Origin of the sequence: Pseudarthrobacter humi (assembly GCF_024294965.1) — a bacterium.
Taxonomy (GTDB): Bacteria; Actinomycetota; Actinomycetes; order Actinomycetales; family Micrococcaceae; genus Arthrobacter; species Arthrobacter humi.
This window is the reverse complement of record NZ_JANCLV010000001.1, coordinates 484,177-499,067: the sequence shown is the minus strand read 5'-3', so window position 1 is coordinate 499,067 and position 14,891 is coordinate 484,177. Positions and strand designations below refer to the sequence as shown.

Below are 14,891 nucleotides of genomic sequence, written 5' to 3'. Positions count from 1 at the left end.
GGGACAGGCGGGGTGGACGTCCGGACCGGGTGCGGAAGCCGACTTTTGCAGCATATCTGGAGACTCGCCGCCGCACATCGTTGTCTTGGACGCCACTCAATCTACCGTGGAACGGTGAGAAGAAAACCGATCGAACTGGCAGCCGTTGCAACCGCGGCAGTCCCCGGGCTGACCCCGACCGCCGTTAGCTCTGCTGCGGACGATCCCGCGGATTTTGACTCCGCGCTGCTGCTGGATTCCGAAGACAAACAGTGGCGGGTCAGGTCCCCGCGGCATGCGGAAGCAAGCGCCAGGCTCGAGACGGAGTTCCTCGTCCTCCGGGCATTCGTACCGGCCATCCGGGCCGAGCTGCCCTTCCTGATGCCCACGGTGGCCGGCAGCGTCCGGCTTGGTAACCTCAGCACCTTTGTGTATTCCCATCTGGCCGGGAGCACGCAAAGTGTGGAAGAACTCACTGCGGGTCCGGCCGCGCTCGCCCGGGAAATCGGGACAGCGCTGGCGGCCATCCATGATCTTCCGCACTCCCTTGTCAGCAATGCCGACCTGCCCAGCTACACGCCCAACGAATTCCGCCAGCGCCGGCTCAACGAGCTCGACCAGGCGGCCACAACCGGAAAAATCCCGGCGTCGCTGCTGCTCCGCTGGGAACATGCCCTTGAAGACGTCTCGCTGTGGCGGTTCAACCCGTGCGTTGTCCACGGGGACCTCCATGAGGACAACCTGCTCGTGGAAAGCAGCCGCGTCACGGCCGTTACGGGCTGGACGGACCTGCGGATCGGAGATCCCGCCGACGACTTCGCCTGGCTGGTTGCCTCGAACGAACAGGATTTCGTGGACGCAGTTCTTGCCAGCTACACCGGCAGCCGCCGCGATTCCCCGGACCAGCACCTGCTCCGGCGAGCCGCCCTGTCTGCCGAGTTCGCGTTGGCGCAGTACCTGGTCAAGGGCATCGCTGCCGGCGACGCGGGTATGGTCGCCGAAGCCGAGGGCATGCTGGAAACCCTCGCGGCCGACGTCGAAGAGCACGGCGGCCAGGCCATCAGTGTCGAGCCGCTGCCAGCCCCGGCTGCCGCGGTTGCCCAGTCCCCGGCAGCCCAGTCCCAAGCGGTGGGTGTGGCCGCTGCTCCGGCGGTCACCGTCGTCCCCTTGCCGGTCCCGTCGGTGGAGCCTGTTCCGGCGGTGCCCGCGGTAGAAGTCAGCCCTATCCCGGCTGACCCCCTCGCGGCCGACGAAGCACCGGCGGAAGAAGACTCTGCACACGAGTCACCGGCGGGAAAGCCGTCAGGACGCCCGTCCGCCGAGGACACGTCCACCGCGGCCATCAGCATCGTCGACGTCAGGAAGCACTGACATCGAGGGCGGCGGCCACAATCTGTTCGAGCTCCCCAGCGGAGCCCAGATCGTGCGGCCGCACCACTTGGTTGTCCGCAACGTAGAAGAAGGCGGCCCGGACGTCCTCCACTGCCACACCCTTGAGTCGGGCCCAAGCCAGCCGGTACGCGGCCAGCTGCACCGATTTGGCCCGCAGCTGCGCGGCAGAGGGCCGGCGGCCGGTTTTCCAGTCCACGAGGTCCCACCTCCCGTCCGCGTCCTGGAAGACGGCGTCGATGCGCCCGCGGACCACGACGTCTCCCACCCGCGTTTCCACCGGCACTTCGACAAAAGCCGGTGACCTGTCGGCCCATTCCGAGGCCTTGAAGGTGGCCACCATGGTGTCGAGGTCGTAGGCGGCATCAATGTGGTCGTCGGAGCCGGGGGCCTCGCCAAGGTCGAGCATGCCGGCTGCGCCGAAGTACTCTTCAACCCAGGCGTGGAATGCCGTTCCCTTTCGCGCCGACATGCCGGGCTCACGCGGTACAGGCCTTCGCAGCCGGCCCACAACTCCCGCCGGGTCCTCGCCGAGGTCAACCAGTGTGGACGCCGAGATGTGGCCGGGCAGATGAACGTCCTGCCCGGAGGCGCGCCTGGAACGCCGTTCCAGCAGCAACGCAGCTTCCCTGGCCCAGCCCGCCGCGGTGCCCCGGAGCCTTGGCCCGGGCTCATTGGCTGATACAGGCTCAAGGACCGGCGCAGGGTCCTCGGGACCCAACGCGGCCCGGACGCGTGCCGCGGCGCCCTCCATGGCCAGCCGTCTGCCGGGAACAACCCGCAGGCGCTCCCCGGTCCGCGCATCCACGGGACCTTCGAGGGGGTCATAGGGCCATCCGGCCACCTCCGTTTCGGTAGTCAACGGGCTCTTTTCAGGCAGGGAGGCTTCGTCTACTGACGCCGGGTGGACCAGGGCGGGAGAGATGTCCGCGGCGTCCGCCGGGGGCGTGCTCGGGCCGGAGCCGACAAGCTGTTCCAGTTCAGCGAGGAAAGGTGACATCTCGGCACGGCCTGCCCTGGAGCCCACCCATGCCGCGCTGGAAACCCAGAGGACGTGCTTTGCCCTGGTGTAGGCCACATATGCCAGGCGTCGTTCCTCGCCCTCACCATGGACCTGGACGGCTGATTTGAAGTCCTTCTCGGCGTCCAGCCAGCCCTTCTGGTCCGGCTGGTCGGTATCCCACTGGGGCAGGTCCGAACGGTCCCCCCGCAGCGGCCACGGCAGGGCCGCCGCGCCAGTGCTCCAACGCGAATCCTTGTTGCTGGGAAAGGCGCCGGCGTTGAGGCCCGGAACAAAGACGACGTCCCATTCCAGGCCCTTTGACGCATGGACGGTCAGCAGTTGCACAGCCTCGCGGTTGATATCCGACGGCGGAGCTTCGAGGCCGTTTTCCTCGGCCGCGGCAGCTTCCAGCCAGGCAAGGAAGGCGAGGATGTCCACCCGGTGCGAGGTCCGCAGGAAGCCGGCCGCCGCGTCCTGGAAGGCGTCCAGGTTTCGGCGGGCCTGGTGGATGCTGGTCCCCGGGCGTGCTGCCACTTCGATGTCGAGCAACATGGCGCGTTCCACTTCGCCGAGCAGGGTGGTGAGGTCGTCCCCGAGGTAGCCGCGCAGCTGCCTGAGTTCCGTCGAAAGCCTGCCGAGGCGGTCGCGGGCCACTTCGGTCAGCGACCGACCGTTGGAAGAAGTCCAGTCTTCGCGTGGCAGCCAGTCCAGCGCTTCAACCAGGCTGGCGCCGTCCGTCAGGTCGCTTTCGATGACGGCCTCGTCGGCCGCGTCTGCGGGCCCGTTCTCCAGCGTGGCCGCGCCGGCGGGGCGGCCGCGTCGCCGTGCGAGGTGGCTGGACCAGTCGCGGAAGGCCATCAGGTCTGCCGGCCCGATCCGCCAACGTGCGCCGGCCAGGAGGCGCATCAGGGAGTCCGAGCGTCCGGGATCGGCAAGCACCCGGAGCGTGGCCACCAGATCAACGATCTCGGGAGTGTCGAGCAGTCCGCCGAGACCCACGATTTCGTAGGCAATCCCCTGCGCCTCGAACTCCCGCCGGATGGTTTCCATCTGGGCGCGCCGCCGGCACAGGACAGCCAGTGCGGGCGGCACGGGTGTGCCGTCTGCCTCACGTTCAAAGTCCGTGACCCGGTATTTTATGACGTCCCCGGCAAGTGCGGCGGCTTCGTCGAGGTCTGTGCCGAAGCGGCCCAGCACCACCCGTCCCTCCACCGCGAAGGGACTGGGCTGCAGGGGCGGCACATTCGCCGCCGCGGTGCCAACAGGTTCGCCGCCGGCAGTGGCCTTCTGCGCCTCGGCGCGCCCTAAGGCCTCTGACATGATGTTGGCGGCGGAAAGGATGGCCCGGCCGTTGCGCCACGCCGTCGTGAGGTACGACGTAGGGGCCAGCGTGAAGCGTCCCGGCCCGTCGCCCCCGTCCACGCGGACAGGGAATTCACGGACAAAGTGGAAGAGCTGGCCTGCCGAAGCACCCCGGAAGCCGTATATCGACTGGTTGGGGTCCCCCACGGCGGTGACAGCGTGGCCGTCACCGAAAAGCCGCGAAAACAGGACCAGCTGGGCATGCGACGTGTCCTGGAACTCGTCCAGGAGCACCACTTTGTAGCGCTGGCGTTCCATGTCCGCAGCAAGGGGGATTTCCGTGGCCACACGGGCCGCGAGTGCCACCAGGTCACCGAAGTCCAATGCCCCGCGTGACTTCTTGGCGGCGGCGTAGCGGCCCACCATGTCAGCCACGCTTGCCCTGGTGCGCAGCATCGCGGCCAGTTCACCGGCTGCCTGGGGGGCGTTCTTGTTCGCCCCGGCCACGTAGGGACGATCTTCGAACTCGGCAAGGCGCGACATAAGCCAGGCCTCGACGTCGGCCGGTTCCTGCAGGTGCTCTGCGCACTCCCCCGCGAGCTGGATGACTGCCTTGACCAGTGTGGACTTGGCTGCCTTGAAGTGGCTGTACTCGCCGTCGAATGCTTCCACTACTTCGCTGGCGAGCTGCCAGGCTTGGGCTCCGCCGAGCAGCACGACGTCGCGTTCCACGCCCAGCCTCAGCCCGTAATCAGAAACGATGCCGCTGGCAAATGAGTGGTAGGTGGACACCTTGGGCTCCAGGGCGTCGCTGCTGAGCAGGCCCTCGGGGAACACCTCGTACTGTGGGTCCTGGGCTGCGACCCGCTGCAGTGCCGCCAGCTTGGCCCGGATCCGCGTGGCCAGCTCGCCCGCTGCCTTCCTGGTGAAAGTTACGCCCAGGACTTCCTCAGGCCTGACCCAGCCGTTGGCAACGAGCCAGAGGACGCGGTCGGCCATGGTGGCGGTCTTGCCGGAGCCCGCCCCCGCGATCACCAGCCGGGGAGCCAGCGGTGAGGAAATGATGGCCGACTGTTCGGGGGTCGGCGTGTTCTTTTCACCCAGCAGCATGGACAGCTGCTCGGGGCTGAACAGGGGCTCTGGAACCCGGGGCTGGCTCATTCGGTGACCTGCTTTCCGCGGACACAGAGTGGACAGATTTCAGGGAGCCTGCAGCCGTGCCCCCCATGGCCGCTCTTTGCCGGGTCATGCCGGGCTTCGAAGCTGTTGCCGGACATTACCGCGGCCGCATCGGTGACCATGTCCAGCGCCCAGTTCTCCTGGGCCTCCAAGGGTTCCTGTTGCTGGACGCCGGGACTCTTGGTAGTTGTCCCGAGCTGCGCCAGTACTGCGCCGCCCGGCACGAGTGAGCCCGGCGCTGGTGAGTCCGGCACTGGTGCACCGGGTTCTGCTGCGCTGAATTCTGCTGCGCCGGGCAGTCCGTATACCCCCGTGAAACCACCGGCCAGGACCGCCGCTTGGTAGGCCCCCAGCTGGGGATGGCGGGACAGCTCGGTCTTGCCAGGCTGCCTTTTGCCCGTCTTGAGGTCCACAATGACGAGCCTTCCTTCGGGGTCGATCTCCAGCCGGTCAACCTGGCCGCGGAGCACGGCGGCGCGGGGAAGTTCGGTCCCGCCGGCCAATTCTCCGACGGACTCGGCATCGTCCTGCCCGGTGTCCGCCGGCGGAACGTCGGGCAGCCGGACCTCAAAGTCCTGCTCGACGCCCAGCAGGCTCCGGCCCTCGCTCCGCATCACCAGGACGTACTGGGCGAGCTTGCGCACCATTGTTTCGGCACGCTGGAAGTCGAGTTTGCCTTCCCAGTTGTCCTTCATCCCCAGGGTTGGCCAGCGCCGGATGAGTTCAGCGACGTACTCGCCCCCGGAGGCTTCCGGCAGGTCCTGCGCGATGGCGTGCACCAGGGTGCCCAGGCTCCGGGCGAAGTCGGTGGCGGCCTCTCCGCCGGCCGCCTGCACAAACCAGTCGAGCGGTGATTTCTGCACGGATTCCACTTTCGAGGGCGAGACGTAAACGGTCCCTCCGGGCGGGACAACCGGTTCCGATGTCGACAAAGGGGGCAGGCCCCACCAGCTGTCCGGATGTGCTCCCGGGACCGCCGGTTCCGCGGCGGCAAGTCCGGCCAGGACCCTGGCGGCCTCGGCAGCTTCGGGCTCATACTTTCCATCCAGCTGCGCGTATTGCCGCAGCTCGGCCACCAGGGCACGCAGCGTCATGGGCCGTTCCACCGGTGTGAACCCCCTGCCCTCGGCGCCAGGCTCAAGCGGCGCCACATAGTCGAGGAAGGACGACGGCTGGTCGTCCTCGGACGAAACAGAGGTGCAGATCAGCATCTCGCAGGCCCTGGAAACGGCCGTGGAGAAGCTCCGGAGTTCGTCGTAGCGGATCTCCCGCAGCCGGCTCAGCGGGTCCAGCTGCAGTGCATAGCTGACCCCATGCTCGACGGCGTCAGCGTACAGGCTGCTGCCCAGCAGCTCACCGCGGAGCCGGGTATTGGGCCAGACGCCTTCCTGCAGCCCCGCCACAATGACCACCGGCCACTGCCGCCCGGCAGCACTGGCCGGGGTCATCAGCTCGACGGCGTCGTCCACCTGGGCCCGCGCGGCCAGGGTATCCATCGGCAGCTCCTGGTTCAGGAGGTACTCAAGGAACTGCTCCGGCCCGGCGCCCGGCATCTGGTCCACGTAGCGCTCGGCTGTATGGAAGAGCGCCATCATGGCATCAAGGTCCCGGTCGGCGCGGGCTCCGTGGGAACCGCCGATGAGGGCAGATTCGGCCCACGCGTTGGCCAGTCCGGTGGAATGCCACAGGGCCCAGAGCACGGTCTCGGCATTGGCGCCGGGCTCGGCGGCGGCGCTCCGCCCTGCTTGGATCATGCGGGCGGTCCGACGCGCGGAACGGCCTTCCAGGCCCAGCGTCCCCAGGGCGCCGGGTTCCGATAATGCTTCAACCAGCAGGGCGTCGCTGGTCCGTCCGCCGTCGCCCAGCAGCTCTTCCCGCCTAAGCGACTGGCGTAGCCGGCGCAGTTCAATGGACGTAGCGCCCCCGATGCGCGACGTCAGCAGGGCGACGGCGGCTTCCGGAGTCAGCAATTCAGGATCCAGCGCAATGGCGTAGGCGTCCAACAGCGGGCGTACGGCCACTTCATCCCGGACCGCGGACTCGGCTACCGGAACGCGCACCGGGATCCCCTGGCCCGTGAGGTAACGCTGCAGCTCACTGAGCTGTCCGCCGTTTCGTACAATCACGGCGATCTCTGCCAGGTCGCGGCCATGGTTGACGTGCTGGTCCAGGATGCGCTGGGCAACGTACCGCAGTTCGTGGACCGGGGACGGTACCAGGTGTGCTTCCACCGACCCGGCGGACTGCGGTTGGGCTTCGACGACGGCGGTGGGCCCGTCCGCGGTTCCGGCCAGGGATTCGGGCTGCTCGAGCCGCCGTGCCCGCTGGCCGCCAGCACGCTGGGAGATCCGGCCCGCGACACCGAGCCAGGCTTCTGCGATGGCGGGGGCGTGCCGATGGGTGTGCCACAATGGCCGCTCGATGACGCTGGCATCCGTCGAAAGCAGGCGCGGCAGCTCCGCAACGAGGTCGGGCCTGGCCCCGCGGAAGCCCTGCACAACGGTGTCCGGGGAGTAGGCGACATAGCAGTCCTTGCCGGCGGCGATGTCGGCGAGCAGTTCGAAAACGGCGGGGTTTGCTTCCTGCACATCGTCCACCAGCACCAGCTGGAGGCGGTCCCGTTCCGCGGCCAGGAAGTCAGGCTCGTCCTGGAAGATCTGCCGTGCCGTGGTGATGATGCCGGCGGGGTCGAAGGCCTCCGGCATGCGCATGTCCAGGACATCCCGGTACTCGGCGTACAGCGCCGCGGCGGCGATCCAGTCGGGCCGGCCGCACTGGTGGCCCAGCGCCTCCAGGTCACCGGCGGTCCGGCCGGATTCGATGATCCGGTCGAAGAGTTGGCGTACCTCGTGGCGGAAGCCCCGCGTCTCAAGTGCCGCTTCCAGGTCTGCAGGCCATGGAAGTTCCAGACCCGGCATCCGGTGGCCCTCCAGGAGTTCGCGGATGATGAGGTCCTGTTCCGGGCCTGACAGGAGGCGCGGCGCGCGCGGAAGCGGAAGGATTCCCTCAGCCTTGGCCCGGCGGATCAGGTCAAACGCATAGGCTGCCCACGTCCGGGCCGGTGTGGTGCTCAGGCTCCTGTCAAGCCGTGCGGTGAAGCGGTCGCGGAGTGAGTCGGCGGCGAGGCGTCCGGGGGCCAGGATGAGGATCCGTTCCGGGTCCACGCCGTCCTTCACGGCCCGCCGGACGGAGGCTTCGATCAGGACCGTTGATTTCCCCGTTCCCGGTGCGCCGGGAACCAGGACAGGCCCGGAGCCGTGGGGCACGTCGACGGCGTCGCGCTGGTCCGCAGACAACGCCGGCACGTCCGCGTGCAGCTGCCGCGGCGGGAGAAGCCGGAGACCCGTTCCGGATCGTCCGGCCGCGGACGCGGGCCTCGCTGACGTGCGTGCGGACTCGGCGGGATCAACATGGGGGATTGTTACGGTCACACAGACATTTCATCATCAGCCACCGACAATCTATGCAGCCGCCCCTCCAGCTGCTCCGCAATAGCGTCAATCCGGTCGAAGTCATCCTCGCCCGGCGCCCAGCGTGCTGCCATCAGATCCACCCGCCATTTGCCTTCGCCGGTGCGCAGGAAAGCATCGTGGTTACCGAGCAGGGGCGTCCCCTCCCGCAGGTAGTGGCGGAGGGCTTCGGCCTCGTGGCCTTCCGGACCCTGGCCGTTCGCCTTCAGGATGCGCCACCACGCGACCTGGCTGCCATAGTGGCTCATGGCGTGGCCCACCTGCCGCGGACCGCCGGACCCCAGCAGCTCAGCCACATCACCGTAGGCCAGTGCGGTGCCGGGTGGAACCAGCTCGACCAGCGCGAGCACCGCCTCAATGTACTCAGTCCGCATACCTCAAGGTTACCGGCAGTGGCGCTGCGCGATCCTGTCGGTGCTGGCCGGTAGCGTTGAGGCATGACCACCTGGAACACCCTTCCCCGCGCAGCCTTTGATCTCGAAACCACCGGACGGAATTCGCGTGCCGCGCGCATCGTCACGGCGTCGGTCACCGTGGTGGACCACCAGGGGGACGTGATCACCGAACACGAATGGCTGGCCGATCCCGGCGTCGAAATCCCTACCGAGGCCAGCGATATCCACGGCATCACCACGGAGCAGGCCCGGCGTGAGGGACGGCCGGCCCATGAAGTCACAGGGGAGATCGCCACAGTCCTGCAGGACCTGTTCGACGCCGGGATTCCGGTCATTGCCTTCAACGCCAGCTACGACTTCACCGTCCTGGCCGCTGAGTCCGCCCGTTACGGCGTCAGGCAGTTGAGCCGTTTCCCCGTCCTGGACCCGTTCATCATGAACAAACAGGTGGACCGCTACCGCAAGGGTAAGCGCACACTGACGGCCCTGTGTGAGGAATACGGCATCACGCTGGACAACGCCCATACGTCGGCCGCGGATGCGTTGGCCACGCTCCGGATGCTGGATGCCATGGCCATCAAGTTCCCCAAGCTCAAGATGCCGGCCAGCCAGCTTCACGAACTGCAAAAGGACTGGGCTGTCAGCCAAGCGGCGGACTTCCAGAACTACCTGCGCAAGACCAAGCCCGCCGCCGTGATCGAAGGCGAATGGCCCGTCCTACCTCCGGAAGACGCCAGCGGCGACTTCTAGTTGAGAGCTAACTCACATTTAGCCGGGAACCGCTCACTGCGGCTGCCGGAACCCGCAGATTCGGCCGCAGGGGCACCCTTCATTCATCAGACGTTCAGGATGAGTCAACTTCATCCATAAATTCGACAATGAGCGCATTGAAGCAAGGCAATATTCGTCCGAAGGTGCTGAAAGCCCAAAATGAGATGATTAAGTTCAGCGGCAATGCCGCCCCCCCCGGCCGGCCGGCATTTGGGAGCAAGGCGCCAGGCGCCACGCGCAGCCTTCGGCCCGGTTGAACTTATGACTCTGATGAAAGTGACTTTCTCATGAAGACCAAAGCCATGAAGTGGCTGACCAGCGTTCCGGTCGCGGTTGCGCTGGCTGTTTCGCTGGCCGCCTGCGGTAGCGGGACCGCCCAGCCGAGCGGCACGCCCACCGATGCCCTCGCCGGCAGTGACCAGCAGACGCTGGACAAGTACACCACCGCCGACGTCACTCCGTTGGACAAGATCGACAAGACCAAGCTGGGCCTCAACACCGAAGGCAAGCTTGAGGTTGGCACGCTCTCCGACGCGCCGCCGAACATCTTCATCGACCCGGCCGGCAAGTTCACCGGCTACGACAACGAACTGCTGCGCGCCATTGCCGGCAAGCTTGGCCTCGAGGTTGAGTTCGTAGCAACCGACTTCTCGGCGCTGCTCTCGCAGGTACAGACCAAGCAGTTCGATGTGGGATCGTCCTCGATTTCCACTACTGATGCCCGCCGCGCCAACGTGGGCTTCACCAACGGCTACGACTTCGGCTTTATGGCTGTCGTTGCCAAGACCGACAGCGACGTCAAGGGTTTCGCAAACCTGGATGCAAACGTCCGCATCGGCGTCGTCCAGGGCACGGTCCAGGACGACTACGTCACCAACACCCTGAAGCTCGAGCCGGTCCGCTTCCCGGACTACGCCACCGTGTACGCCAACGTGCGCAACGGGCAGATTGATGCCTGGGTAGCCCCCTCGCAGCAGGCCACCGGCCAGGTGAAGGAAGGTGACGGAACTGTCATCGCCGAGTCCGTGGTCAACACCCAGAACTTCACCGCCTACGCCGTGAACAAGGACAACAAGGCCCTGATCGACGCTTTGAACTCCGGCCTTGACGCCGTAATTGCTGACGGCACCTGGTCCAAGCTGACCAAAGAATGGTACCCGGACCGCAAGACCCCCGCCGACTGGAAGCCGGGAAGCAAAGCTGCTCCGGCTCCCCAGAGCTGATCTGGGCCTAACCGCATATGGATCTCCTGGACCAGCTGGGTGAAACGTTCCTCAACTGGGAGGAAATGGCGAAAGTCGTTCCCTCCCTTCTCACGGTGGGCTTGCCCAACACCCTGATCCTGGCCTTGGCCTCGGGCATCCTCGGCTCCTTGCTGGGTTTGCTGCTCGCGCTCATGGGTATTTCCCGGAATCCGGTGGCCCGCTGGGCAGCCCGGATCTACACCGACCTGTTCCGCGGCCTGCCCGCCATTCTGGTCATTCTGGTGATCGGCATTGGGCTGAGCCCCATTGCCCGGGAACTCACGGGCAACCGGAACCCCTATCCGCTCGGGATCCTGGCGCTGACCCTGATCGCCGGCGCCTACATCGGTGAGATCTTCCGCTCCGGTATCCAGAGCGTGGAGAAAGGCCAGCTGGAGGCTTCCCGTGCACTGGGCTTCAGCTACGGCAAATCCATGCGCCTGGTGGTGGTGCCGCAAGGCATCCGCCGCGTGCTGCCTGCCCTGGTGAACCAGTTCATCTCCCTCCTGAAGGATTCCTCCCTGGTGTTTGTGCTGGGCTTGGCTGCCTCCGACCGCGAGATTTTCCGGATCGGTAACGATGCGATGGCCAACACGGGGAACCTTTCGCCACTGGTGGCCGCCGGCGTTCTGTATCTGATCCTTACTGTTCCGCTGACCCACTTCGTGAACTTCATCGACAACCGGCTCCGTACCGGCCGTCCGGAGAAGAAGGAACCGGACGAGCTGGCGGCACCCATCGGCAAGGGGGCACAGGCATGACGGAATCTACTTCCGGCACCCTGACCGGCAAGAACCTGCACCTTTCGTTCGGGCACAACCATGTGCTCCGCGGCATCGACCTCCACGTGGAAAAGGGCACCACGGCTTCGGTCATCGGTCCGTCCGGTTCGGGAAAGTCCACGCTCCTGCGGGTCATGAACCGGCTGATCGAACCGGACCAGGGCGACATCCTGCTGGATGGCCGGTCGGTCCTGAAGGACAACCCGGACGAGCTGCGCCAGCGGATCGGCATGGTCTTCCAGCAGTTCAACCTGTTCCCGCACAAGACCGTGCTGGACAATGTCTCGCTTGCGCTGCGCAAGCTCCGGAAGCTCTCCAAGGACCAGGCGACCGCCGAGGCCCTGGAGCAGCTGGACCTGGTAGGCCTCAAGCACAAAGCTGATGCCCGCCCGGCCAACCTCTCGGGCGGCCAGCAGCAGCGCGTCGCCATCGCCCGTGCGTTGGCGATGAAGCCCGAGGTGATGTTCTTTGACGAGGCCACCTCCGCCCTGGACCCGGAGCTCGTGAAGGGCGTCCTGGCGCTGATGGCCGACCTCGCCAAGGGCGGCATGACCATGGTGGTGGTGACCCACGAGATGGGCTTCTCCCGCAACGTCTCAGACACCGTCACGTTTATGGACGCCGGCGTGGTGGTCGAATCGGGTCCGCCCGAGCAGATCTTCACGGCGCCCGCAACTGACCGCCTGAAGGGCTTCCTTTCGGACGTGCTGTAGACGCACCAACAGAAAATCCCCGTCTCCCGGGCATTTCCCCCACGCATTGTGCGGGGATTTGTCCGGGAGGCGGGGATTTTCTTGCTTCAGCCGTGGACGGCGCGCGTCAACGCCCGACGGCGGCGCTAGGCTTGTGCGGCTGCGGCAGCCTTCGCGGCGGCCGGGAGTGCGTCAAAGATCCGGTTCATCGCGGCGTCGTCGTGGGCGGCCGAGAGGAACCAGGCCTCGAAGACCGACGGCGGCAGGTAAACACCGGATTCCAGCATGGAGTGGAAGAACGGCGCGTACCGGAAGGTTTCCTGGGCCTGGGCGTCAGCGTAGTTGTGGACGCCGTTGGCGGACGTGCCGAATGCCACGGAGAAGAGGTTTCCGGCGAACTGGACGGAGTGGTCCACGCCGGCACTGTCCAGGGCAGCGGACAGCGCCGAGGAGAGCTCCAGCGAGCGGGCGTCAATAAAGGAGTACACGTCGCGGGTGGCGTGCGTCAGCGTGGCTACGCCGGCTGCCATGGCCACGGGGTTCCCGGAGAGTGTCCCGGCCTGGTACACCGGGCCGAGTGGCGCGAGGTAGTCCATAACGTCCGCACGCCCGCCGAGGGCCGCCGTCGGCATTCCGCCGCCGATGACCTTTCCGAACGTGAGCAGGTCGGGGGTCCACGGCTCCGTCGCGTCAGCAGCACCGCCAGTGAGCCCCCAGTAGCCGGAGTAGCCGGTGCGGAAGCCTGTGAGCACTTCGTCCAGGATCAGCAGGGCGCCGTGCTCGCGGGTGATGCGGGACAGCCCCAGGTTGAAGCCCTCCCCCGGCGTTACCACGCCCATGTTGGCGGGGGCGGCTTCGGTGATGACGGCCGCGATATTCGGCCCGTGTGCGGCAAAAGCGGCTTCGACGGCGGCGAGGTCGTTGTAGGGCAGGACCAGCGTTTCGGCGGCAGTGGCTGCGGTGACGCCGGCCGAGCCCGGCAGCGCAAGGGTGGCAACACCCGATCCCGCGGCGGCCAGCAGCCCGTCCAGGTGTCCGTGGTAGCAGCCGGCGAACTTGATGATGAGGTTCCGGCCGGTGAAGCCGCGGGCCAGCCGGACGGCCGTCATGGTGGCCTCGGTGCCGGTGGAGACCATACGGACGCGTTCGGCGGCCGGCACGCGCTCCTGGACGATGGCTGCCAGGTTGGCCTCGTCCGGGGTGGACGCGCCGAAGGAGAGTCCGCGGTCCACAGCCGCGTGGACCGCCTCCAGGACGGCGGGGTGGGCGTGCCCCAGAAGGGCCGGGCCCCAGGAGCAGACCAGGTCGACGTACTCTTTGCCGTCGGCATCGGTCAGGTACGGGCCTTGGGCCGACACCATGAACCGCGGGGTTCCGCCCACCGAGCCGAAGGCACGGACGGGTGAGTTGACGCCGCCGGGCATCAGGGTCTGGGCACGGGCGAAGAGGTCTTCGGAACGAGTCATGCCCCTATTCTTCCATCACGTGCGGTGGCATCCGGCGCCACGCCATGGTGCGGGCGCCGGATACAGTAGCTGCCGGATCAAGTGGCCGCCTGGCTCAGCGGTCCGAGCGCACCTCGGCAAGCATGTCTGCAACGAGGGGCGCCACCTTGGAACCGAACAGTTCGATGGAACGCATCATCTGCTCGTGGGGCAGCGTGCCGCTGCTGTACTTCATCTCGAAGCGGTCCGCACCCAGGGTGCCCTTGAGCCGGGCGATCTTCTTCGCCACGGTCTCCGGGGAACCAACGAACAGGGCGCCGTCCTCGTCCGCCGCGGCTTCGAACTCGCCGCGCCCGGCCGGTCCCCAGCCGCGCTCCGCGCCGATCTTGTTGCGGACGGCGAGCCAGTGCGGGTAGTACTCCTCCAGGGCCTGCTCATCGGTCTCGGCCACGTAGCCGGGAGAGTGCACGGAGAGTGCCTGCGGTTCCTTACCGGCTTCGGCCAGCGTGCGCCGGTACAGATCGGCATAGGGGCGGAAGCGCTCGGGCTCGCCGCCGATGATCGCCAGGACCATGGGGTACCCGTAGGTGGCCGTGCGGACGACGGACTGGGGTGAGCCGCCCACTCCGATCCAGGTGGGAAGCAGGCGGCCTTCCACGTGCGGATAGACCATCTGGCCCCGAAGCGACGCGCGGGTCCGGCCGTCCCAGTTCACCGGGTTCTGGGACCGTACACGGTCGTAGATCTCCAGCTTCTCCTCGAACAGCGCGTCGTAGTCGCTGAGGTCGTAGCCAAAGAGCGGGAAGGACTCGGTGAACGAACCCCTGCCCAGGATCACTTCGGCGCGGCCGTTGGAGACGGCGTCGAGGGTGGCGAAGCGCTGGAAGACGCGGATGGGATCGTCCGAGCTCAGGACCGTGACGGCACTGCCGAGCCGGATGTTTTCCGTGGCCGTGGCGATGGCCGCGAGCACCACGTCCGGCGCACTGACGGCGAAGTCCCTGCGGTGGTGCTCCCCCACGCCGAAGGAGTGCAGTCCGACGGCGTCGGCCACCTTGGCCTGTTCCACCACCTGGCGCAGCACCTCGGCGTGGTGCTTGGGTGCGCCGTCGGCAGCCAGGTCGACGTCGCCGAAGGTACTGACGCCCAGCAGGATGGTGTCCGCGGGGACGGGGGCAGTGGGGTTGGACGGAGTGGTCATGGAAGGCTCGCTGTTTTCATGCATACGCATACAAACCAC

11 protein-coding genes are annotated in these 14,891 nt (G+C 67.0%); 6 read left to right on the top strand and 5 right to left on the bottom strand.

Annotation, left to right across the window (positions count from 1 at the left end; translation table 11 throughout):
- Nucleotides 1–114: 114 nt before the first annotated feature.
- A complete protein-coding gene (locus NFC73_RS02455; protein WP_254747340.1) occupies nucleotides 115–1,350 on the top strand; it encodes a macrolide 2'-phosphotransferase in 1,236 nt (411 codons plus the stop codon).
- On the opposite strand, the gene NFC73_RS02450 is transcribed toward NFC73_RS02455, so the two are convergent.
- From NFC73_RS02450 to NFC73_RS02440, 3 genes are read right to left on the bottom strand one after another with little or no spacing between them, the layout of a single operon-like run.
- Nucleotides 1,337–4,834 carry an ATP-dependent helicase gene (locus NFC73_RS02450; RefSeq protein WP_254747338.1) on the bottom strand — a complete coding sequence of 1,166 codons (3,498 nt, stop codon included), beginning with the start codon at nucleotides 4,832–4,834 and terminating at the stop codon, nucleotides 1,337–1,339. The genes NFC73_RS02455 and NFC73_RS02450 overlap by 14 nt on opposite strands.
- Nucleotides 4,831–8,283, bottom strand: coding sequence for an ATP-dependent helicase (locus NFC73_RS02445; protein WP_372494549.1), 3,453 nt, complete (start codon nucleotides 8,281–8,283; stop codon nucleotides 4,831–4,833). The genes NFC73_RS02450 and NFC73_RS02445 overlap by 4 nt, the downstream gene beginning before the upstream one ends.
- Nucleotides 8,280–8,696, bottom strand: a complete 417-nt coding sequence (locus NFC73_RS02440; RefSeq protein WP_254747336.1) for an MGMT family protein — start codon at nucleotides 8,694–8,696, stop codon at nucleotides 8,280–8,282. The genes NFC73_RS02445 and NFC73_RS02440 overlap by 4 nt, the downstream gene beginning before the upstream one ends.
- Nucleotides 8,697–8,759: 63 nt before the next feature.
- On the opposite strand from NFC73_RS02440, the gene NFC73_RS02435 reads away from it, so the two are divergent.
- The 5 genes from NFC73_RS02435 to NFC73_RS02415 all read left to right on the top strand — a co-directional run bounded on the left by NFC73_RS02435 (nucleotide 8,760) and on the right by NFC73_RS02415 (nucleotide 12,227).
- Nucleotides 8,760–9,467 (top strand): 3'-5' exonuclease, encoded by a 708-nt coding sequence (locus tag NFC73_RS02435; protein WP_254747334.1) that lies wholly within the window; start codon nucleotides 8,760–8,762, stop codon nucleotides 9,465–9,467.
- A 128-nt stretch (nucleotides 9,468–9,595) separates the two neighbouring features.
- A complete protein-coding gene (locus NFC73_RS02430) occupies nucleotides 9,596–9,745 on the top strand; it encodes a hypothetical protein (protein WP_254747332.1) in 150 nt (49 codons plus the stop codon).
- 30 nt (nucleotides 9,746–9,775) lie between these two features.
- Nucleotides 9,776–10,711 (top strand): ABC transporter substrate-binding protein, encoded by a 936-nt coding sequence (locus NFC73_RS02425; RefSeq protein WP_254747330.1) that lies wholly within the window; start codon nucleotides 9,776–9,778, stop codon nucleotides 10,709–10,711.
- 17 nt (nucleotides 10,712–10,728) lie between these two features.
- Nucleotides 10,729–11,493 carry an amino acid ABC transporter permease gene (locus NFC73_RS02420; RefSeq protein WP_056343886.1) on the top strand — a complete coding sequence of 255 codons (765 nt, stop codon included), beginning with the start codon at nucleotides 10,729–10,731 and terminating at the stop codon, nucleotides 11,491–11,493.
- A complete protein-coding gene (locus NFC73_RS02415) occupies nucleotides 11,490–12,227 on the top strand; it encodes an amino acid ABC transporter ATP-binding protein (RefSeq protein ID WP_254747327.1) in 738 nt (245 codons plus the stop codon). Before NFC73_RS02420 ends, NFC73_RS02415 begins: the two co-directional genes overlap by 4 nt.
- A 125-nt stretch (nucleotides 12,228–12,352) precedes the next feature.
- Here the strand turns inward: NFC73_RS02415 and hemL are convergent, their stop codons facing one another.
- Entirely contained in the window at nucleotides 12,353–13,672 is a 1,320-nt protein-coding gene (hemL, locus tag NFC73_RS02410; RefSeq protein ID WP_254747325.1) for a glutamate-1-semialdehyde 2,1-aminomutase, read from the bottom strand.
- 94 nt (nucleotides 13,673–13,766) lie between these two features.
- Complete coding sequence (locus NFC73_RS02405; RefSeq protein ID WP_254747323.1) at nucleotides 13,767–14,852, bottom strand: LLM class flavin-dependent oxidoreductase; 1,086 nt, start codon at nucleotides 14,850–14,852, stop codon at nucleotides 13,767–13,769.
- Nucleotides 14,853–14,891 lie beyond the last annotated feature (39 nt).

Excerpts from the sequence above, each read along its gene's own strand:
- NFC73_RS02430 (WP_254747332.1), top strand. The coding sequence starts at position 9,596 with ATGAGCGCATTGAAGCAAGGCAATATTCGTCCGAAGGTGCTGAAAGCC.
- NFC73_RS02425 (WP_254747330.1), top strand. The coding sequence starts at position 9,776 with ATGAAGACCAAAGCCATGAAGTGGCTGACCAGCGTTCCGGTCGCGGTT.
- NFC73_RS02440 (WP_254747336.1), bottom strand. The coding sequence starts at position 8,696 with ATGCGGACTGAGTACATTGAGGCGGTGCTCGCGCTGGTCGAGCTGGTT.
- NFC73_RS02435 (WP_254747334.1), top strand. The coding sequence starts at position 8,760 with ATGACCACCTGGAACACCCTTCCCCGCGCAGCCTTTGATCTCGAAACC.
- hemL (WP_254747325.1), bottom strand. The coding sequence starts at position 13,672 with ATGACTCGTTCCGAAGACCTCTTCGCCCGTGCCCAGACCCTGATGCCC.
- NFC73_RS02415 (WP_254747327.1), top strand. The coding sequence starts at position 11,490 with ATGACGGAATCTACTTCCGGCACCCTGACCGGCAAGAACCTGCACCTT.
- NFC73_RS02405 (WP_254747323.1), bottom strand. The coding sequence starts at position 14,852 with ATGACCACTCCGTCCAACCCCACTGCCCCCGTCCCCGCGGACACCATC.
- NFC73_RS02420 (WP_056343886.1), top strand. The coding sequence starts at position 10,729 with ATGGATCTCCTGGACCAGCTGGGTGAAACGTTCCTCAACTGGGAGGAA.
- NFC73_RS02450 (WP_254747338.1), bottom strand. The coding sequence starts at position 4,834 with ATGAGCCAGCCCCGGGTTCCAGAGCCCCTGTTCAGCCCCGAGCAGCTG.